The following is a 22,381-nucleotide window of genomic DNA, read 5'->3' on the forward strand; positions in this document are numbered from 1 at the left end:
AAAAGATATTGTAGTATTTTCATATAAAAATTGAATATTAGATTATAACTACTTTTTTAAAACAGGATTGTTAACATTAATCTAAGATATTTATATACTTTAATATAAACTTGCTACCTTTATTTATATAAAAGGTAGTTTTAAAATACAAATTAAATGGAAATAACATAAAAATAAAATAAATTTATATCTATAAGGAGATAATTATGACAAAAATTAAAAAAAATAAAAATAATTACCACATTGCAACTAAATTAGTTCATTGTGGTAATTATAATGATAAATTTGGAGCCGCTCTACCTCCTATTTATCTATCAACAACTTTTGCTTTTGATAGTGCCAAACAAGGTGGTAGGATATTTAATTTACAAGAAGAAGGATATGTTTATACAAGAATTGGTAATCCAACAACAACTGTTTTAGAAAAACGAATGGCACATTTAGAAGGATCAGAAGAAGCAATTGCTTTCTCATCGGGTATGGGGGCCATTGCATCTACTTTTTGAACATTATTGAATGCTACTGACCATTTATTATCATCAAAAACAATTTATGGTGGTACTCATTCACTTATTGAAAAAGGAATATCACGCTTTCAAATTGAAGTTGATTTTGCTGATTTTACTAAACTTGATGAAATTAAAAAAAATTTAAAACCAAATACTAAAGTTGTTTTTTTCGAAACACCAGCTAATCCTACTTTAGAAATTTTAGATATTAAAGCAATTAGTGATATTGTCCATCAATATAATCCACAAATTCAAGTAATTGTTGATAATACTTTTTCTACACCAATCATTACTAAACCATTAATTTTTGGTGCTGATATTGTTATCCATTCAGCAACAAAATATATTAACGGTCATTCTGATGTTATGGCCGGAATTGTTTGTGGTAAAAGTACTTTAATAAATAAAATTCGTTTTGAAGGATTAAAAGATTTAACAGGAGCTGTATTATCACCTCATGATGCCTTTCTTGTTTTAAGAGGACTATCAACTTTAGAATTACGATTATGAAGATCTTGCAAAAATGCAAGAATAATTGCAACAAGATTAAAAGAACATCCTAAGAACCTGTTTAGAATCTTTTTAATAAAACTGAAATAAATGAAAGAACAACCATTTGTAAACTAGTATTTAGTTTTCTTTCACAATTTTTTCATAATCTTCTGTATTTTTCTAATCAAGCAAAGCTTCGTTCTACAATTCATCTTTTTGGTAATACTACAAAAGTATGTAATTCATTGCGTTTTATCACTTCAACATTTGCATTTATGATTGTTTTGATTTCAGAAGCAAATTTTTCACCAGTATAACCAGCATCTACTATTATTTTTTGAACTGCAGAAAGATTTTCTTTTTCATTTTCAATCATTATTATAGCGCTATTACGATCTGTTTTTTCTGCCGTGGTTATGTAAATTGCATGTGGTAAACCTTGAGAATCAACAACAATATGACGCTTTATACCTGAAATCTTTTTACCAGCATCATAACCTTTATTTTCAGTAGTATCTGTATTTTTAACACTTTGCGAATCAATTATACAAAAACTAGTTTGTTCTTTGCGATTATTGTTGATACGAACTTTTTTAACTAATTTTTTTTAAAATTAATTGCAATACACTAGGTTCTTTACCATTATTTTTACTTCAAATTTGAAAATAATAATATACAGTTTGTCATTTTGGAAAATTTTTTGGTAACATTCTTCATTGACAACCACTTTTTAATACATATAAAATTGCACAAAATATTTCATATAAATCTAAACTTCTTGGTTTTGTTTTCTTTTTACTATTTTCTAAAATTGATTTTATGTTTTCAAATTGTTCTTTGGTGACATGACTTGGATAATTTTTATGCATATATACCTCTTATTTTAAAATATATAATCATTTTACATTATTTTCAAAAAGATTCTAAACAGGTTCTAAGATTAAAAAAGTATTTTATCCTGGACTAACTAATTCAGCAACAGAACAAGTACTTTATGAACAACAAATGAAATTACCAGGAGCAATGATTAGTTTCGAATTAAAATGTGGATATGATGGAGGAATCAAACTATTAAATAATTTAAAATTAATAATTTTGGCAGTTTCTTTAGGTGGAGTTGAGTCATTGATTGAACATCCTGCTTCAATGACACATTCTACTTATAATGCACAAGAATTAGCAGATGCAAATATTTCAGAAGGTCTTGTTCGTCTTTCAATTGGTATTGAATATGTTGAAGATTTGTGAAATGATTTGGAACAAGCATTAAAAAAACTATAATAATTATTTATTAGCAATATGTAACCATCAACAACATATTACCACTTAAACAAAAATCAGTATAACCATTTGGTAAAATAAATGAGTCACCTTTTTTAATACTAGTATCATCAATTATACCATTACCATCCAATACTGAGATTTGCAATCATCTAGTATTAGGATAACTATAATGGTTAATTCCCTCATTAATTAATTTAATTAACTTAAAAAACTTGTTATCAACTAAATAATTATCATGACCATTAGCTTCACTACTATTTAAATCAGGAGCTAAAACAATAGTTGATGCTTCTTTCAAATGCAAATTTCGTAAATTACCAAGTTCATCTTTACGATCATAATCATATAAACGATATGTAATATCTGATGATTGTTGTAATTCAAAAACCATAGTATGTGCCAATAAACCATGAATTTTTAGAGAAGGAACATAAATAAATTGATCTTTTTTAATTGGTATATATTTTAATAGTTTATGTCATTGTTCTTTTGCCAATCATTGATTAAACTGATCTTTGGTTTTAGCATTATGACCCAAAATAACTCTACCTTTGGGTAAACATTCTAATATATACCAACATTCAGTTTTTCCTAAACATTGATGATTTTTTTCTGCGAATTTATCATCAGGGTGAATTTGAACGCTTAAACTATCATTTGCGTCTAAAATTTTTGTTAACAATGGATATTCTTTATTAATCACACTACCTGAACTATCAAGATTAGCAAATAAACTAGGTTGCTGTTTAAACAATTCTGCTAAACTTAATCCTTTATACTCGCCATTTAAAACATAACTCATCATTCCATTGGGATGAGCACTAACTAATCATGCTTCACCAATTGGTGTATTTTTAGGTAAATCAAAATTAAATTTGTGTGCTAATTTTTGACTACCTCACAATTTGCGAATAAAAGCAGGTTTTAAAAAAATTATTTGTGATGTGCTATTATTCATATTCACTCTCCTAAACTTTGATTATTTGTTCAATTAAACTTTATTTTTACTATTTTTAGATTTAGTTTTTTTACTATTAAATATTTTCATGATTCTTTCATTCATTAATTTAAAAACCTTAATATTACGTGATTGAATAATTAATAATCCACCATATACTAAACAAGTAACAATACTTCCAACAATAATGGCTAAAAAGAATAAAAGAATACTTACCCAAAGCACATAATTAACTGAACTAACTGCACCTAAGATAGCAACAATAGGACCACCATGACCAGCAGCATCAGTTAATAAGAAAGCACCAGCAATACTACCAGCAACAGCACTACCAATAATATTACTAATAATAGCACGTTTTGGATCTCTTACTGCAAAAGGAATCGCACCTTCAGAAATACCAATACACCCCATTAACATTGCTGTTAAACCTAATGTACGTTCACTTTCATTAAAGAATTTACGAAAAATCAAAGTTGTTAAACCCATTCCAAGTGGTGCAACAGGAATAGCTGCAGCTACTGCTCCCATAAATAATTGTGAGCTAGGATCAGCAGTTATAGTTGTTGAGGCTGCTAAAAAAGCAACTTTGTTAATTGGACCACCCATATCAAATCCAATCATGGCTCCTAGCAACATTCCAATTGCTGCCATTGCTTCACGTGGCATGTGGGTTAACCCATTTTGAAATTGTTCCATTATTCAACCAATTGGAGCTCCAATTGCATAAATAAAAGTGAAACTAATTAAAAATGTTACTACAATAGGAATAAAGAAAATTGGCATAATTGGAGCAATAGTCTTTGGTACTTTTCAAGTAATAATTCATCTTACTAAATATCCAACACTTGGACCAATTAATAATGCTCCTAAAAATCCAGCAGAAACCTTTGGCTCTAAACCAGCAATTGGATAAACTAATCCTGCTGTATTAGCAACATATGCACTTACCATTGCCGGAACCAAGGCAGCACGTCCTGCAATTGAATTAGCGATAAAACCAGCTAAAATTGGAATCATTAATGTAAAAGCAATACTTCCAGCTTGATTCATAAAATAAAGAAAATGATTATGTGGTAACTTGGAAATATCAAAGTCAACACCATAAACTGCTTTAGCAATACCAATTGATAATGCTAACATAATTCCACCAAAAACAACAAATGGAACCATATAGCCAACACCAGCCATAATATGTTTCATAATTCCCTGTTTATCAGTAGTAAATAAATCATTTGATTTATTTTCTTTTTCCGCTTTTTGTCCCGATTCTGACTTGTTTATTTCATAAGGTTTTGCGTTAGCAAAAGCATCATTAACAATACTTTCAGGATTTTTAATAACTTTGCTAATTTCTACTTTATATAATGGTTTATTATTAAAACGTTCTAATTTTAAATCTGCAACACCGGCCGATACTGCAATAATAACTAAATCAGCGTTGGCAATATCAGTTGCTGTAAAAGCACCTTTAATACCAATACTACCATGAGTTTCAACTTTAATATTATAACCTAAATTTTTTGCAGCAATTTCTAATTTATCTTGTGCAATATAAGTATGTGCTACCCCAACTGGACAAGCAGTAATTGCTATAATATTTTTAGTTTTTTTTGAAGAACCTTTCATATCTTCACTAATAGTTTTACTACTAGTTTCAACATTAGATTTATTATTAATATTTAGTGATTGAATAATTACTTTTTTATCTTTTGAATTAAATAATATTGATTGAAATTCCGGTTTTGTTAATCTTTGTGCCACTTTTGATAAAATTTCCAAGTGCTCATTACCAGCACTTTTTAGTGGCACAATTAAAGCAATAATTGCTTTAACGGGTTGTTCATCTAGTGCTTTCCAAGGAATTGGCTGTTTAAAACGCATAATAAAAATTCCTGATTTAACAATATCTTCATTACGAGCATGTGGCACAGCAACACCACCACCAAAACCAGTAGTTCCTTCTCTTTGTAGAAAACTATTAACTAGTGATTTTTCACTAATATTTTTTTTCAAAAAACCTAATTTTTTAGCAGAAGTTGCTATTTCTTGAAAAGCTTCTGCTTGTGTTTTACAATCAGATTCAAGAAAAACGTGTTCTACTGTCAAAATATCATCTTGTTTAGACAACATACTTCATCTCCTTACTTAATAAATATTCATGACATAATATTAAATTATTATTTTAAAAAAAACAGTTTTTTTATTTAAAAAATTAATTAAATTTTTTAATTACTTTATTAGTTTTAATTCTATTTTCTAAATATCAATCTTTATGCTTTGATTTTAATAAATATGTTGTTACTAAATCATTAAAATAAGTAATAGCAAATAATGGAGAAATAAATATTTCTTGTGCTTCATAAAGTCCTGAAGAAACAATATTAAATGTTCAATCAGCATAAGTCACTAATTCAGTTTTATCTTGTGATGTAACAACTGCAATTTTAGCATTATTCTTTTTAGCAAGTTTAGCTGCTTCAACAATAGTAGCGGTTTTACCTGATAATGAAAAAAGAATTATTACATCTTCTGGAATAATTAAAGAAGCATGCATTAAAATACTATCATCATCTTTATTTAAACAGATTGATCGTAAACCAAACCGATATAATTTATTTGATAAATCCTCCGCACCTAAACCAGAATGACCAATGCCTGCTAAATAAATACAAGCTTTACGATTATCATCTATTCAATTAATAAATCTTTGTAATTCCTCATAATTAATCGTTGAATCATTTAAATCCATTAGTTTTTTATAATGTTCTTTTAAAACACTACGATCACCAAAAAACTCACGATTTAAAGATTTGAAAGTAGTTTCTTGCGCAGCTAAACTAATGATAAATTCACGATAACCTTTAAATCCCAATTTCTTAATTAAATTATAAACAACACTATAACCAACAGTATTTTCTTTAGCCAAAGAACTAATAGTAACTTGATCCATTTTTTGACTATTCTTATTAATATAGTTAATAAGAACTTTTTCTTTTTTTGTGAAATTATTTTCTTCCTTTGATACTCTAGATCAAAAATTATCATTGATAAGCATGTAAAAACTCCTTTTTAAACTAATGTAAAATATTTAAATATTATTATTTTTTAATTATGTGATGAAAATGGATCATTAATATAATATGGTTGCAAATCTTCCATGTTTTTTACTTCGATAAAATATGGTGACAACTTTTGAAAATTTTCCACAATATTACACTTTTCTAAATTTTCAATTATTTTATAATCTAGTAAATCACTAATAATACCAATTTTAGCATTTTCATCTACTAATTGCGGCTGAATAATTATTTTTCCATTATCACATACTGCCAAATAACTTTTATTATTGTATCCTGACAAAACACTTATTGATTTTATTAATCCTGCCTGTAATAATAAACTATTAATAGTAAAAACCGTTAAAAAACTATTCAAAACTTTAAGTGTTTTGACAAAAGTAATTGCTACTCTAATTCCAGTATAACTGCCAGGACCATTTGCAATAACTACTTTTGAAATATCTTTTAATTTTATTTTACATTTTACAAGTAAATTAGTAATAGTTGGAATTGCCAATTCTGTTTGTTTTTGTCAAGCAATAAATGATGAACTTGCTAAAATTTTATTAGCTTGCAAAATCACCACTGTTAATTTGTTATTTGTTGTATCTAAATATAATTGATACATAACATCACCTTATTATTTCATTTAGTTGCTATTAATAATTTTCTAATATCTTACATACTTATTATAATATCATGTATAATGTAATTAAAATAGAAAAAATATAGAATTGTGAGTTGATCCATATGGGAATAGGAAAAAATATAGGATTTAAAAGTAAATTTTCTGATTTTTTACTTTGATCTGGACTAATTATTGCTGTTATAGGTCTAATAATGCAATTTGCAATAGTTTTAATTGAGTATAAACCAATAACAGTTGGAACACCTAATCCTCATAATTTATGAACTCCAGATGGCCCATGAGTTGGTATTTGAACAATGATTTCTACCTTTACTATTCAGTCAAATTTTTTAGTTTTTCTTTTCTTTTGTTTTGTATTAACAAATCGTTTTCATGACAATCGCGCACAATTTGTTTTTGGGCGCTTTTCATTAGCAATTACTGTTTATATTACCGTAACTCTTATCGTATTTTTTGCTGTATTATTTAAACCAATGATAAATAATTTAGATAGTAGTAATAGTATTAGCATATTAAATTTTATAAATACATTTTTATTACATTTAATAGTACCAGTGATAGTGATTTTATATTTTATGTTTTCTGCTGGTAAATACTACTGAAAACTTGGAAAACAAACATATCTTTGAATACCAATTATTTCTATTTACATGTTTGTATATTTAGGTTATGCACTTGCTAAAGGAAATTTTGTTGGTTTTTTAAGAAAAGGAACAACAGAAATTGATTATTCATTTCCATATCCATTTTTAGATTTTCATAAAAGTTTAACTACTTTCTTTATTTATATCTTTGCAATTTTAATCTTATACATAATTTTGATGTTACTTTTTACTCTTTATAATAATATCCTTTATAAAAAAAATAATAAACCAATAGCGGCTTTAAGAGATACAAATTTTTAATGTAAAATAATTTATAAATAAAGTGTACTAGTTTATAAACTAGTACACTTTATTACTATTATTTATTATTTAAAAAATATTGAAAAATAATTGTAGGGAGGGATATATATTTGTGAAAAGTAAAAATTTGAAATTGTATTATTTTTTTTAAATATTATTTTGTTATTTTTTGCCTCCTTTTTCTTAATATATTTTATTTTAAAATTATATAAAAACTCCTTGTATACTATATATGCTATACAAGGACTTAAAGTCAAATATAAAATTAAAACCGGCATTACCTAAACATTTATAACTGCCATTTTTATTGTAACTCACTAAAAAGAAAAAACAAGTAATAACATTTTTTACACTTATCATTTTATATTTTTATATAAAATATTGTTTTTTAACAAGTACTACTTAAAAATAATAAACTTTATTTTAAATATTTCTTTTTACGAATAATAACAACAACTATTGGAATTATAGTTAAAAAACTAATAATGAAGCCACAAATGATAATAATATTTCAATTATTAACTAACATCTTAGTTGTTAATGATATATTAACATCTCAGGGACGATCTGAATTATTACTTTGTAAATAATTAACATAATTTTGTTTAGTAATATCACCTTGATATTGAATAAATCATGATAAAAACTCACCAGCAGCATTATTTTTTAAATCTTCAATTTTAATACTATTATTAGTAGCACTACTAGTTAAATATTGTTGAAAACCCGCTAATAAATTATTAGTTTTTTCAAAAAAATCAGTACAATTTGGAAAATTAGGTATTTTTGTATTGCTTCTATAAACAGTAATATATTGTTCAGAAGCAGCTTGACGTTGTAAGTCAGATGTATCTAAACCTATACAATAAACTTGAAAATTACTTCCTTGATTAAGAGTTAAATTATCACCATCTTTAATAGGTGTTCCCAAATCATTTTTTGCTTTTTGTAAAGTTTGTGAATCAACTTTTCATTTTAGTCAATGTTGTTGTGAATCACTAATATTTACTTTAGCTTTCTCAATGGCTTTATTCATAACTATTAATGTATTTTTATTATCTTGTGAATTATTTTGAACTAAATATTGAGGTACAATTACAGGATTTTCTTTAACTTTTTCATCACTAATAGTACTAAATTGAATATTTGAACTATTATTTGTTAACTTAATAGTTTTACTATAACCACTATCTTTAACACTAACATTAAAACTAGTTGATTTTAAATGATCATCTGGTTTATGATTTAATATTGCATAACTAATTGAATCATTATCAACAACTTCATCCTTTTTATCATTTATTAATAATTGTTCATTCTTATCATTTTTATTTTTTGCTAAAATAGCTAACATTGGTTGATTAGTATCATTGGGATTACCATTATTAAGTGGTAAAATTGCTAACCGATCTTGAACACTTTTATGACTATTTAAAAAATCATCGCTCGGTTTAATCATATAAGGAATACTAAAATAATTATTAAAATCTGCCCTAGGATTTACCGTTGCAAAAATACCATTGTTAATCTGCGCTGGTAAACTATTATCATGGTAACCAACATAAACATAGCCAAAACTAACAATATCATTAAAACTTTGTTTAGCAACACTACGACCAATAACTTTATCAGTAAAATATTTAATACCATTATCTGGCAAGATATTATTAGCTTTGTTTTCAATTTGTTCCTTAAATTTCTTATTAACATCTTTACTAATATCATCATTTGGATTATTATTAACCTTATTAATAAGGTCTGATCAATCATTAAATTGTTCTGTTATTACTTCTTTATGCAATCTAATAAAATCTTCATAATTATTATTAATTGAATTTCAAGTATTAGCTTCACTAATTAAATTTTTATTATTTTCCTTAACAGTAATATGAAACCCAGAAAGTTTGTTACTCTCATTAACAGTACTAATATTAGATTGATGATTAGTAACTATCATTAAACTACTAGTAAGAGATAATGCCAAAGCCAAACTTATTGTTTTAAAACTTTTAGTTTTAAAAAAACTAAAAGATAAGAAATTTGTCATTATGATTACTCCTTTTTTACCTATTATTTGTGTTTATAATTATAATATTAAATTAAGCATATTTAATTAAATACTTAAAATCTTAGTTTTAATAAAATAAAACTAAGGATATATAATCAATTATTAAACTTTTTGTTAAATCAACATATATAATTTTAATACTTATATAATTACTTATATATTCATTAAAATTATAAGGATAAAAATTATATCCTTAACATTAATAATAAACTTTATTAGCAAAAAATCAAGATTAAATAATTAATAAGTTAATTTTTTTTAACTTATTAGGTGTTTTAAATAATCAGTTAGTAAATATTAATAGTGATAAGGAAAAACTTGATATACTAAATAAGTAGCATATTCAATCATAATAAAAAATTAAATTTCCTATCAAAAATTTAATTAAATTTAATTCTAATATAAATAGGAGAAAAAATATGAATTGAAAAAATAGTAGTGAATACCGATTAAAAAAAAGAAATCTTATTAAATTTACTTGACGTTTATTTGGTCTACTTATTATTTCTTTATTCTTAATTTTTGATTTAATAATTACTATTAATTATCCCAATGCTTTCATTGTTCCTAATGTTGATAAACCAACTGAAAGATTAGCAATTTATTATTTTTATTTTACAACTCAAACTAATTATTTAGTACTCATTTATTTATTTGCTTTTTTATTTGAAAGTAAATTTAAAGAAAATTCAAAACCAAGTTTTTATATTTTATTAAGCATTACTATTTATATTACAATTACAATGTTAGTATTTTGAATAGGTATCATTAGTAATAGCCAAGAAAGAAGTAAATATGGAACTGATATTTATTTATGATTTAAAACAATAATTCTAAATCTAATTATGCCAATTGTTATGATTTTAAATTTTGCTTTATCATGTGGACGTGATTTTTATTCACTAAAAAATCATCATAAACTTTATATGTGATTTATCTTATTTTATCCTTGTTTTTATGTAGTAATGGTAATGGTTCGTGGTGTACTACGTGTTAAACAAGGAGAAAATATTAATACTTGTTATCCTTACTTTTTTTTCAACTACCAAAAATATGGTGTAGGAGTATTAGTTACTGCTATTATTTTTCTGTTAATTATTAGTATTGGTTTACAATACCTTTATTTATGAATTAATAATATACAATATAAAAAAAAGCATGATGATGATAAACCAAATTTTCCAATCATTACTTATCCTTATGGTTTTTAAATTATAAAAAAATAAAATAAGGCTTTTAATTTCTAAAGCCTTATTTATATAATTTATTAAATATTTTTAATTATTCATTTACCATAGAAACTACTTCTTCTGGTTTATTAGTAACTGGAAGATATTTACCAATAATTAATAATACACCTGAAGCAATATTAAGTCCTAAAAAAATAATATTAATACCACTAATAAAATTAAAATGTGATGAAAACATATCTATTAAAGAAAAACCTGCTAAAACTAAAGTTACAATTCCAACAGCTAAACCACTATTAGCATTTCCTTTTAAAACATTATTGCACATGATAATTATTGCAATTGAAAATCCAATATCAATTAAAAGTCCAAAAATCAATCCAACAATAAATATTGTACTAACTCCTGATGTTAATGAAGTGTGATCATATTTTGTAAAATTGTTAAAAATGACACTACTTGCTGTAGCTAAAATAATTGTAATAATTACACTTCAAATAATACTTATAATATTTGTTATGAATCCAATTTTAGCTCCAATGTATAATTTTTTATCTAATTTCTTTTCAACCTTATCCATTTTTTCTCCTTTTTTCTTAAAATCTTTTTTAGAACCTGTTTAAAATCTTTTCAATAAAATTGAAATAAAGGCAAGAACAACCATTTGTAAGCTAGTATTTAATTTTTTTTCACAATTTTTTCATAATCTTCTGCATTTTTCTAATCATGCAAAACTTCGTTCTACAACTCATCTTTTTGGTAATACTACAAAAGAATGTAATTCATTACGTTTTATAACTTCAACATTTGCATTTATAATTGTTTTAATTTTAGAAGCAAATTTTTCACCAGTATAACCAGCATCTACTAGTATTTTTTGAACTGCAGAAAGATTCTCTTTTTCATTTTCAATCATTATTATAGCACTGTTACGATCTGTTTTTTCTGCTGTGGTTATGTAAATTGCATGTGGTAAACCTTGAGAATCAACAGCAATATGACGCTTTATTCCTGAAATCTTTTTACCAGCATCATAACCTTTGTTTTTAGTAGTATCTGTATTTTTAACACTTTGTGAATCAATTATACAAAAACTAGTTTGTTCTTTTCTACCATTATTGATACGAAATGCCATGACTAATTTTTTTTAAAACTAATTGTAATACACTAGGTTCTTTACCATTATTTTTACTTCAAACTTGAAAATAATAATATACAATTTGTCATTTTGGAAAATCTTTTGGTAACATTCTTCATTGACAACCACTTTTTAATACATATAAAACTGCACAAAATACTTCATATAAATCTAAGCTTCTTGGTTTAGTTCTCTTTTTAGTATTTTCTAAAATTGATTTTATATTTTCAAATTGCTCTTTGCTAACATTACTAGGATAATTTTTACGCATATATACCTCTTATCTTAAAATATATAATCATTTTACCCTATTTCTCTAAAAGATTTTAAACAGGTTCTTACATTTTAATATTCTCAATCTTAACATAAAAAAAATTTAAATTTTAAATTAAATATTAACACAATAAAAAAAATTTGGCATCGTGCTATTTTCCCATTGCTGGTATTTTCGCCGCTGGAGTGCTTAACTGCTGTGTTCGAGATGGGAACAGGTGTGACCACTCCGCCATGGACACCAAATAGTTTAGCAATTGCTCCCTAAAAACTAGAAACAGACATCTTTAAATTTGATTACTTTTGATTTGCAATAGAGAATATATTCTTCAATAAATCCTCGATCTATTAGTATCAGTAAGCTGAACATATCACTATGCTTACACACCTGACCTATCAACCTTGTAGTATTCAAGGGATCTTACTTCTTTCGAATGAGAAATCTCATCTTGGAACTGACTTCGCGCTTAGATGCTTTCAGCGCTTATTCATGCCCTACATAGCTACCCAGCTGTGCCACTGGCGTGACAACTGGTGCACCAGAGGTAGGTCCATTCCGGTCCTCTCGTACTAGGAACAGCTTTCCTCAAATTTCTTGCGCCCACGACAGATAGGGACCAAACTGTCTCACGACGTTCTGAACCCAGCTCGCGTACCGCTTTAATGGGCGAACAGCCCAACCCTTGGAAGCGACTACACCTCCAGGATGCGATGAGCCGACATCGAGGTGCCAAACCTCCCCGTCTATATGAACTATTGGGAGAGATTAGCCTGTTATCCCCGGGGTAACTTTTATCCGTTGAGCGACGGCCTTTCCACACAGCACCGTCGGATCACTAAGCCCAACTTTCGTTCCTGCTCGACTTGTATGTCTCGCAGTCAAGCACCCTTTTACCTTTGCGCTCTACATATGATTTCCATTCATATTGAGGGTACCTTTGGGCGCCTCCGTTACTTTTTAGGAGGCGACCGCCCCAGTCAAACTACCCACCAGACACTGTCCTTAGACCAGATTATGGTCTCAAGTTAGAATTTCAATATTGCAAGGGTGGTATCCCAATGGTGACTCCATGCCTACTAGCGTCTGCATATCAACGTCTCCCACCTATGCTGTACAAACTACACCAAAATTCAATATCAAGTTGTAGTAAAGCTCCACGGGGTCTTTCCGTCTAATCGCGGGTAACCTGCATCTTCACAGGTACTAAGATTTCACCGAGTCTATAGCCGAGACAGCGTCCGGATCGTTACGCCTTTCGTGCGGGTCAGAACTTACCTGACAAGGAATTTCGCTACCTTAGGACCGTTATAGTTACGGCCGCCGTTCACTGGGGCTTCAATTCAAAGCTTCGCTTACGCTAACAAATCTCTTTAACCTTCCAGCACTGGGCAGGCGTCACCCCCTATACATCGTCTTACGACTTAGCAGAGAGCTGTGTTTTTGCTAAACAGTCGCCCGGACCTCTTCACTGCGACTCATATTGCTATGAGCTCCCCTTCTCGCTAACTTACGGGGTTATTTTGCAGAGTTCCTTAGCTATAGTTATCTCGCTTGCCTTAGGATATTCTCCTTGACCACGTGTGTCCGTTCTCGGTACAGGCACCATGGTGATGTCTTTAGAAACTTTTCTTGGAAGTATGGCATCAAATGCTTCGTTACTAAGCGAACCGTTCACTCCCCATCGTACTTCAAGGTTAACGCTGTGCGGATTTGCCTACACAACCCTCTCTTTGTACTTAGCCCAGCACTACCAATCACTGGGACATTTTAGCCTTCTCCGTCATTCCATCAGTCACCATGGTGGTACAGGAATATCAACCTGTTATCCATCGACTACGCCTTTCGGCCTCGCCTTAGGTCCTGACTAACCCTGGGTGGACGAACCTAGCCCAGGAAACCTTGGTCAATCGGCATGAAGGATTCTCACCTTCAATCGTTACTCACGCCGGCATTCTCACTTCTAAACACTCCACTAGTCCTTCCGGTCTAACTTCGTCGCAGATTAGAACGCTCCCCTACCGCCCACAATATATGTAAACATATATATAGACCCATAGCTTCGGTACAATGCTTAGCCCCGGTACATTTTCCGCGCAGAATCATTCGACTAGTGAGCTGTTACGCACTCTTTAAAGGATGGCTGCTTCTAAGCCAACCTCCTAGCTGTCTGAACAATTCCACATCGTTTTCCACTTAGCATTGATTTGGGGACCTTAGCTGATGATCTGGGCTGTTTCCCTCACGTCCATATGGACCTTATCACCCATAGACTTACTGCCAGATATGTAACAATGGCATTCGCAGTTTAATTGCATTCAGTACCCCGAGGTGGGGCCATCATACATTCAGAGCTTTACCTCCATTGCACTAATTCTGACGCTAGTCCTAAAACTATATCGGGGAGAACCAGCTATCTCCAGGTTCGATTGGAATTTCACCGCTAGCCACAAGTCATCCACGGTCTTTTCAACGAACGTTGGTTCGGTCCTCCATTAACTGTTACATTAACTTCAACCTGCTCATGGCTAGATCACCTGGTTTCGGGTCTACGACCACATACTAAACGCCCTATTCAGGCTCGCTTTCACTTCGGCTCCGTCTTTTCAACTTAACCTTGCATGTAATCGTAACTCGCCGGCTCATTCTACAAAAGGCACGCCGTCACCCATTAACGGGCTCCGACTTGTTGTAAGCATATGGTTTCAGAAACTATTTCACTCCCCTCTTGGGGTACTTTTCACCTTTCCCTCACGGTACTGGTTCACTATCGGTAATTGGTTAGTATTTAGCCTTACGCAGTGGTCTGCGCAAATTCCGACAAGGTTCCACGTGCCTCGCCGTACTCAGGATACTGTCAAGAGATTTATACATTTCGCATACTGGGCTTTCACCATCTATGGCGTTGCTTCCCAACAACTTCTGCTATATATAAATTTTGTAACTCTTCATAGGTCGAACCTAATAGACAGTCCTATAACCCCAGTCTGACAACTGGTTTAGGCTGCTCCCTTTTCGCTCGCCGCTACTAAGGGAATCGCATTCGCTTTCTTTTCCTCTAGGTACTAAGATGTTTCAATTCTCTAGGTATCACTCTGCACAACTATGAATTCATTGTACAGTACTATCTGATTAAAGATAGTGGGTTTCCCCATTCGGACATCTCCGGATCAAAGCTTATTTCCAGCTCCCCGAAGCTTATCGCAGGTAATCGCGTCCTTCATCGTCTTCCAATTCCAAGGCATCCACCATACGCTCTTAATAATTTATTTTTAGAATATCCTATTGCAAGATAAAAATTATCTTATTTTTTTTAAAAGATGTCTATTATCCAGTTTTTAAAGAACAATTGCTCAGAGAAAACAATCCCTGAAAACTAAACAGAACAAAAGAAGTAATCCAATAAATCATCCATCTATTTTTTCTTGTTGTCTTGGTTTCTTATTAGAAACTAAACTCCATAGAAAGGAGGTGATCCATCCCCACCTTCCGGTAGGGATACCTTGTTACGACTTAACCCCAATCATCAACCCTGCCTTTGGCAGCTCCCTCCTTACGGTTAGGACACCGACTTCTGGCATTGCCAACTCTCGTGGTTTGACGGGCGGTGTGTACAAGACCCGAGAACGTATTCACCGCGACATTGCTGATTCGCGATTACTAGCGATTCCGACTTCATGAAGTCGAGTTGCAGACTTCAATCCGGACTGAGACTGACTTTTTGAGATTTGCTTGACCTCGCGGTTTAGCGACTCTTTGTATCAGCCATTGTAGCACGTGTGTAGCCCAGGTCATAAGGGGCATGATGATTTGACGTCGTCCCCACCTTCCTCTAGCTTACACTAGCAGTCTCCTTAGAGTCCCCAACTTAATGCTGGCAACTAAGGACAAGGGTTGCGTTCGTTGCTGAACTTAACCAAACATCTCACGACACGAACTGACGACAACCATGCACCACCTGTATCCTTGTTAACCTCTACTATATCTCTATAGCTTCGCAAGGTATGTCAAGACCTGGTAAGGTTCTTCGCGTTGCTTCGAATTAAACCACATGCTCCACCGCTTGTGCGGGTCCCCGTCAATTCCTTTGAGTTTCACTCTTGCGAGCATACTACTCAGGCGGAGTACTTAATGCGTTAGCTACAGCACTGCCTCATGGCAACACTTAGTACTCATCGTTTACGGCGTGGACTACTAGGGTATCTAATCCTATTTGCTCCCCACGCTTTCGTGCCACAACGTCAGTAATAGGCCAGTTAGCCGCCTTCGCCACTGGTGTTCCTTCATATATCTACGCATTCCACCGCTACACATGAAATTCCACTAACCTCTCCTATACTCTAGTAATGTAGTTTCCAAGGCGGTTAGGGGTTGAGCCCCTAAATTTAACCTCAGACTTGCAAAACCGTCTACGCACGCTTTACGCCCAATAAATCCGGATAACGCTTGCCACCTATGTATTACCGCGGCTGCTGGCACATAGTTAGCCGTGGCTTTCTGGTAAGGTATGGTCGATACTAAAATCATTTCCTATTCTAGCACTTCTTCCCTTACAACAGACCTTTACAATCCGAAGACCTTCATCAGTCACGCGGCATTGCTCCATCAGGCTTTCGCCCATTGTGAAAAATTCCCTACTGCTGCCTTCCGTAGAAGTTTGGGCCGTGTCTCAGTCCCAATGTGGCCGTTCATCCTCTCAGATCGGCTACGCATCGTTACCTTGGTAAGCCATTGCCTTACCAACTAGTTAATGCGCCGCATCCCCATCAATTAGCGAAGCAAATGCTCCTTTCATTATTTATCATTGCAAATAAATAACATATGCGGTATTAGCTGTCGTTTCCAACAGTTATTCCCCACTAAATGGTAGGTTAGATACGTGTTACTCACCCGTTCGCCACTAAAGTATTGCTACTTTCGTTCGACTTGCATGTATTAGGCATGCCGCCAGCGTTAATCCTGAGCCAGGATCAAACTCTCAATAAAATTGTTTTTGTTAAAAGATGATGTCTGACTTATTTAATTTTTAATAAAAAATTGACGGATTAATTCTTGTTCTATTTAGTTTTCAAAGATCGTTTTTTCTAGTTTGTAACCCATTTATTTTTGGGACAATAACAATAGTACAACATGCCATAATTATTGTCAACCTAATTATCATAAAAAAGCATTATTTTTTTAAAATTAAAATTATTAAAATTTTTTATAAAATTAAAAAATAAAATATTATTTATTCTACTAAAAATTTAATAGTAATATAATCACTTTTAATTGTTAATTGATATTGACCAATACCAATAAAGTCATACAACTTTAAAGCAAGATTTTTAAATTTTTTATTACAATCATTATTTAAAAATAATATTTTTTCAATATTATTATTTTGTAAATCTTTCACTAATTTTGAATTAATCGTTTTATTTTCTGGTATTGATCAGTAATATTCTTTTGTTAATTTATTATAACTAGTTAATTTACCATAATTTGTTCCATCAATATCTGCAAAAATTACTGATTTATTTTCATTAAATGTCAAATGACCCGCTTGAAAGGCAATAATTTTTAAAGGTCCAAGTTTTTTATTAAAATTAACACGATTAATTGCACATAGTGCCTGATGCACAGTAAATGTTGATTGATAAGATAATAAAGGGTAATCTTGATTAAAATGTTCATTAAGTAATAATGTTTCATAATCTAGTTTATATTTAAGAATAATTTTTAGTTCATTAACAACTAATTTGTTATTTTCAATGAAATTTGTAACTAAACATGGTATTTCATTAAAATTTGGAAAAATACGATTAAATACTTTATTACTTGTAACCTCATATAATAATGATGCTATTAATAAATTGTCATAATGATAATTAATTAATTTAGTATCTAATTCTTGACTTAATCTTAAATAAAAATAATTAACTATTTGATAATCATTTAAAAATAAGAATTGTTTTAAGATATTTTGATTACGATTAGTATCATTATCATGGGTTTGATAATTTTTTATTTTTTTTGCTATTCGTAAATAAAAATCATTTAAAAAATTATAAAATTCTTGAATTGTCAAATCATAATCAATTAATATTTTAAAAATAGCATTATCATTATAAAGTTGATAGTATGATTGAATTACCAAATAATTTTTTTTTCGCGATTGATATCATTGCTTTAAATTAGTTAAAATGACGTTTTGACTTCTTGGTTCTAAAGTAATAGTACATCCATAAGGTAAATTAAAACTATTAGGTAATTGTTTATTAACATTGATAATATGTGAATTTGAAAGATTTTTAATACCAATCGTTATGTCATATTTTTTATCAATATTAGCAATTAAATCATAAACCTCTAAACAATGTTTAGTTTCTGTTTTTCTCAATCCTCTTCCTAATTGTTGCAAATATACTGTTTTTGAATTAGTTGGTCGTAATAAAATAATAGTATCAATTTCAGGAATATCAATTCCTTCATTAAAAATATTTACTACACATAAATAATTAATAATTCTATTTTTAAAATCATTAATTATTTTACTACGATTAGTTTGATTTTTACTTGTTAAAAAGTCTGTTTTTAAGCCCTGATTTTGCAAAAATCTAGCAACAATTTGTGCATGAGTAATGTTAATACAAAAAATTAAACAAATCCGATTACTATAAAATCCAATATAGTCATTAATTACATCTAATAATAACTTATTTCTTGCTTCAGTATTTAATTTTTTAAATAATTGCTGATCATTATTTAAATCAATACCAGTTAAATCAGCAGTAATGTCATCAATACAATAATAATCAAATGGTGATAAAAGTTTTTCATTAATTGCATCTCACAATCGTAATTCATGTGCAAACTCATTATCAAAATAATTAATAATGTTTTTATTATCTTCTCGTTCTGGTGTTGCTGTTAAACCAATAATTTGTTTAGGATGAAAATAATTAAAAATTGTCTGAAAAGTTTTGGCAGCCAAATGATGAGCTTCATCAAAAATAATAATATCAAATTGTTGATGTTTAAACTTATTTAGATGTCTATTTACAGTTTGTACTGTTGCAAATAAATATTGTTCTTGAAAATTATTTTGTTTACTATTTAAAATAGTTGCAAATTTTTTATCATTTATTACTTTTCGAAAAGTAATAATTGCTTGTTCAATAATTTCTCTTTGATGTGCTAAAAATAAAATTGAAGGTTTTTGATTATTATTTTCTTTGATTTGATTTAAATAGTCGAAAGCAGATACTACTGTTTTACCAACACCTGTTGCCATGACAATTAAATGTTTTGTTTTTTTAAGTTTTCTTCTTAACTTTAATTTATTAATTAAGGCAATTTGAAAATCATAAAGAAAATAATTAGTTGCTAATCATTGTTCATCTTTTTTATTTACAAGCAATCGATTATATTCAATTCGCGATAGTAATTGTAATCGTTGTTGTTCATTATTTAAATCAACTAAATTATCATTTCATAATTTATAATACTGATTTAAAATATTTTGATATAGTTGCTTATTATCAAATTCATTAATTTTAATATTTCATTCACGACCACTAGTTAAACCTTTTTGCGTTAAATTTGATGAACCAATTATTGCTGAAGAAAAACCTGAATTTCGTTTAAAGATGGCAGCTTTAATATGAATTCTTTCACTACGTTTTTCTAAATTATTTTCAACTTTAACTTTAATATTAGGATACTTTTTTATTATTTTAACTAATGCATATAAATTAACAAATAAAGCCATATCATCAAAAGTAGTAGTAATAAAATTAATAGTAATATTATGATTTAGAGCATAAGTAAATGATGAACGTAACTTATTAATAATTGAATTTGATATAAAAGGATAAATAAAGTATACTTCATCACAAGTTCTGATTTCCTGATTTAAATGATTAATTAATACTTGTTGGTTTTCATTAGTAAATAGAAAATTGTCACTTAATCTAATATTAGAAGTTAAAGGATTATCAATTATACTATCATTTACTTGTAATAAAATGTTATTACTAAATTTATTAGTAGTAAAATTACTTATGATTTGATTTAAAAAATTAATTTTTGCTTCTGGTGATTTAATCGTTTTTAATTGTTCAATTAAAATATTATTTAATTGTTTAACTAAATAATGATCAATGTCTTTAATTAATTCTTTTTCATCATTAATATGTGATGTTTGGAAATTATTGGTAATATCATCACTAATCTTTAATAATAAATCATAATAGCCCTTATTTTTCATACTCTACACTTCCTAATAATAAATAGTGTCTATTTTAATAAATTATAATCTATATTTTAATAAATTATTAACTATTATAAAATAATTTTGTAAAGTAAAAAACCTCTAATATTTAAAATATTATTTTAAATAAATAAGAGGAAGGTAATCTAAGATAAGATATATTCATATTTTATTTTTTTTCTGTTGATGATGTTTTTTCTGCTTGTAATGGATTAGTAATACTTACACCTTTGTATGTCTTGCATTTCATACAGGCATGATGTGGTTTAGTAATTGCTCCACAATTTAAACAGTTAGTTGTAGTTGTTGCAGATAAACTATCATGGGCACGACGTGTATTTTTACGCATTTTTGACGTTCTTCTTGCTGGTACTGCCATAGTCTGTTGCCTCCTTACTTTCGTATCTCATAAATTATATATTGATTTATCAGAAAAATCTATTTTTTTTGATAAGTTTTTCAAATTTTTGGAAATAAAATACTAATAAATCAAATATTTTATTTATTGTTATAAAATAAAAAATATTTTAATTATTTTATAATCCTAAAATAAGTTATTTATAATCGTGTTACATATTTATATTGAAAAGAATTATCTATATTTCAGTCTTTTATATCAATTTCTTTTTGAACTTCAGTTAGTTCATTATGTAAGTAATTAATTTCAGCTTTTACTTGTTCAAACATTCTTTCATAAATTTTCAAAATAACATCTTTATTTATATTTTCTATTTTTAATATTTTATTTTCATATTTGGCTAATTCTCTTTTTCTTTTTTAACATTTTTTAATTTGACTAACAGTTGTATTATCAACTTTGATAATTTTTCCTTTAACATAAAATGGAGAAATAAAATCATTCTTATTTATATTTTAAATATTATCACCTTTAATTATACTATTTTCGATTAAAAAAATTTTAATACTATATTTATTAATGTTACTTAAATAAATTTAGATAAAAAAATTGTAACTTTCATTAGTAACTTTTATTGTATATGATTTTTTTAAATTATAAAATTAACAAGGAGTAAAAACAATTATGTCACAACAAAATAAAAACGAACAAAATACTTTCAATCAAAATGAAAAGATGAGATTCCCAATTGTTTAGCATTTGAAGTAGAGTATAGGATGACGAAAGCAAATTATATAAAAATTTGAATTGATTATTTTACATTTAAAAATTTGATAGATATTTATGTTTCAAATGTTTCTACAGAAGCTCGTCTTTTTGAAGAACTAAGAAGGTTTCCACGAATTGATAATACTAAATCAAATATTTGACTTACAGATATAGAAACAGGTTTTAACATTCTTTATAAAAACTTTCCAGAAATAAGAAATTTTTGAACAAAATTACCAACAGATGGATCACAAGGTTTAGTAGTCAAAACAAATAGAGATGGCGATTGAAATAAATGAGATTTTACAGTACACTAACTAAGGGAGCGTACCGATGTTGTCAATAATATTCAAATTTGTCTTAAAATTATAAAGTTAGACGAGAATAATTTTGACTTCAATATGCAATTGTATGTTAATCTTAACACTTGAAAAATATTAGTCAACAATAATACTTACTTTTATAACACAAAAAT

General features: G+C 28.7%; 16 protein-coding genes and 3 rRNA genes. 5 read left to right on the forward strand and 14 right to left on the reverse strand.

The window, feature by feature from the left end; all coding sequences use genetic code 4:
• The first annotated feature begins 206 nt into the window (after window positions 1–206).
• Window positions 207–1,109, forward strand: coding sequence for a trans-sulfuration enzyme family protein (locus ACI2WJ_RS00970; RefSeq protein ID WP_400254548.1), 903 nt, complete (start codon window positions 207–209; stop codon window positions 1,107–1,109).
• On the opposite strand, the gene ACI2WJ_RS00975 is transcribed toward ACI2WJ_RS00970, so the two are convergent.
• Window positions 1,081–1,870, reverse strand: a protein-coding gene (locus ACI2WJ_RS00975; protein WP_400254448.1) for an IS5 family transposase whose coding sequence is annotated in 2 segments (ribosomal slippage) — window positions 1,081–1,608 and window positions 1,610–1,870 — 789 coding nt in all. Because the reading frame shifts where the segments join, the coding sequence is not laid out codon by codon here. The two genes, ACI2WJ_RS00970 and ACI2WJ_RS00975, sit on opposite strands and share 29 nt — an antisense overlap.
• A 70-nt stretch (window positions 1,871–1,940) precedes the next feature.
• On the opposite strand from ACI2WJ_RS00975, the gene ACI2WJ_RS00980 reads away from it, so the two are divergent.
• Complete coding sequence (locus tag ACI2WJ_RS00980; RefSeq protein ID WP_400255221.1) at window positions 1,941–2,282, forward strand: PLP-dependent transferase; 342 nt, start codon at window positions 1,941–1,943, stop codon at window positions 2,280–2,282.
• Window positions 2,283–2,292: 10 nt separating this feature from the next.
• Here the strand turns inward: ACI2WJ_RS00980 and ACI2WJ_RS00985 are convergent, their stop codons facing one another.
• The 4 genes from ACI2WJ_RS00985 to tsaB form a co-directional block, all read right to left on the reverse strand.
• Complete coding sequence (locus ACI2WJ_RS00985) at window positions 2,293–3,243, reverse strand: type I phosphomannose isomerase catalytic subunit (RefSeq protein WP_400254549.1); 951 nt, start codon at window positions 3,241–3,243, stop codon at window positions 2,293–2,295.
• A 33-nt stretch (window positions 3,244–3,276) separates the two neighbouring features.
• Window positions 3,277–5,376, reverse strand: coding sequence for a fructose-specific PTS transporter subunit EIIC (locus ACI2WJ_RS00990; RefSeq protein ID WP_400254550.1), 2,100 nt, complete (start codon window positions 5,374–5,376; stop codon window positions 3,277–3,279).
• A gap of 82 nt (window positions 5,377–5,458) precedes the next feature.
• The gene (locus tag ACI2WJ_RS00995) at window positions 5,459–6,301 is read right to left on the reverse strand and encodes a MurR/RpiR family transcriptional regulator (protein WP_400254551.1); all 843 of its coding nucleotides are present in this window, start codon (window positions 6,299–6,301) and stop codon (window positions 5,459–5,461) included.
• A 50-nt stretch (window positions 6,302–6,351) separates the two neighbouring features.
• Window positions 6,352–6,933 (reverse strand): tRNA (adenosine(37)-N6)-threonylcarbamoyltransferase complex dimerization subunit type 1 TsaB, encoded by a 582-nt coding sequence (gene tsaB / locus ACI2WJ_RS01000; RefSeq protein ID WP_400254552.1) that lies wholly within the window; start codon window positions 6,931–6,933, stop codon window positions 6,352–6,354.
• A gap of 212 nt (window positions 6,934–7,145) precedes the next feature.
• On the opposite strand from tsaB, the gene ACI2WJ_RS01005 reads away from it, so the two are divergent.
• Window positions 7,146–7,859, forward strand: coding sequence for a hypothetical protein (locus ACI2WJ_RS01005; protein WP_338988448.1), 714 nt, complete (start codon window positions 7,146–7,148; stop codon window positions 7,857–7,859).
• Window positions 7,860–8,277: 418 nt separating this feature from the next.
• Here ACI2WJ_RS01005 and ACI2WJ_RS01010 read toward each other — a convergent pair whose 3' ends face one another.
• Entirely contained in the window at window positions 8,278–9,906 is a 1,629-nt protein-coding gene (locus tag ACI2WJ_RS01010; RefSeq protein ID WP_400254553.1) for a hypothetical protein, read from the reverse strand.
• Between the two features lie 440 nt (window positions 9,907–10,346).
• Between ACI2WJ_RS01010 and ACI2WJ_RS01015 the strand changes: the two genes are divergently transcribed.
• Window positions 10,347–11,138, forward strand: a complete 792-nt coding sequence (locus tag ACI2WJ_RS01015) for a Pr6Pr family membrane protein (protein ID WP_400254554.1) — start codon at window positions 10,347–10,349, stop codon at window positions 11,136–11,138.
• A gap of 70 nt (window positions 11,139–11,208) precedes the next feature.
• Here the strand turns inward: ACI2WJ_RS01015 and ACI2WJ_RS01020 are convergent, their stop codons facing one another.
• The 8 genes from ACI2WJ_RS01020 to ACI2WJ_RS01055 all read right to left on the reverse strand — a co-directional run bounded on the left by ACI2WJ_RS01020 (window position 11,209) and on the right by ACI2WJ_RS01055 (window position 21,485).
• On the reverse strand, window positions 11,209–11,697 hold the full coding sequence (locus ACI2WJ_RS01020) for a hypothetical protein (protein WP_400254555.1): 489 nt from the start codon (window positions 11,695–11,697) through the stop codon (window positions 11,209–11,211).
• A 39-nt stretch (window positions 11,698–11,736) separates the two neighbouring features.
• Window positions 11,737–12,526 (reverse strand): IS5 family transposase gene (locus tag ACI2WJ_RS01025; protein WP_400254556.1). Its coding sequence is split into 2 segments (ribosomal slippage): window positions 11,737–12,264 and window positions 12,266–12,526, totalling 789 coding nucleotides; the frame shifts between segments, so codons are not numbered across the junction.
• Window positions 12,527–12,667: 141 nt separating this feature from the next.
• A 5S ribosomal RNA gene (rrf, locus tag ACI2WJ_RS01030) occupies window positions 12,668–12,774 on the reverse strand.
• 82 nt (window positions 12,775–12,856) lie between these two features.
• Window positions 12,857–15,798: ribosomal RNA gene (locus ACI2WJ_RS01035) — 23S ribosomal RNA — on the reverse strand.
• Between the two features lie 192 nt (window positions 15,799–15,990).
• A 16S ribosomal RNA gene (locus ACI2WJ_RS01040) occupies window positions 15,991–17,512 on the reverse strand.
• Together the 16S, 23S and 5S rRNA genes form the textbook arrangement of a ribosomal RNA operon.
• A gap of 244 nt (window positions 17,513–17,756) precedes the next feature.
• Window positions 17,757–20,777, reverse strand: a complete 3,021-nt coding sequence (locus ACI2WJ_RS01045; protein ID WP_400254557.1) for a DEAD/DEAH box helicase family protein — start codon at window positions 20,775–20,777, stop codon at window positions 17,757–17,759.
• Between the two features lie 172 nt (window positions 20,778–20,949).
• Window positions 20,950–21,159 carry a 50S ribosomal protein L32 gene (rpmF, locus tag ACI2WJ_RS01050; protein WP_281747878.1) on the reverse strand — a complete coding sequence of 70 codons (210 nt, stop codon included), beginning with the start codon at window positions 21,157–21,159 and terminating at the stop codon, window positions 20,950–20,952.
• Window positions 21,160–21,338: 179 nt separating this feature from the next.
• Window positions 21,339–21,485, reverse strand: a complete 147-nt coding sequence (locus tag ACI2WJ_RS01055; RefSeq protein ID WP_400254558.1) for a hypothetical protein — start codon at window positions 21,483–21,485, stop codon at window positions 21,339–21,341.
• A gap of 429 nt (window positions 21,486–21,914) precedes the next feature.
• Between ACI2WJ_RS01055 and ACI2WJ_RS01060 the strand changes: the two genes are divergently transcribed.
• Window positions 21,915–22,223, forward strand: a complete 309-nt coding sequence (locus ACI2WJ_RS01060) for a hypothetical protein (protein WP_400254559.1) — start codon at window positions 21,915–21,917, stop codon at window positions 22,221–22,223.
• Window positions 22,224–22,381 lie beyond the last annotated feature (158 nt).

It is taken from the genome of Spiroplasma endosymbiont of Cleonymus obscurus (assembly GCF_964273375.1).
In the GTDB taxonomy this organism is placed as follows: Bacteria; Bacillota_I; Bacilli_A; order Mycoplasmatales; family VBWQ01; genus Spiroplasma_E.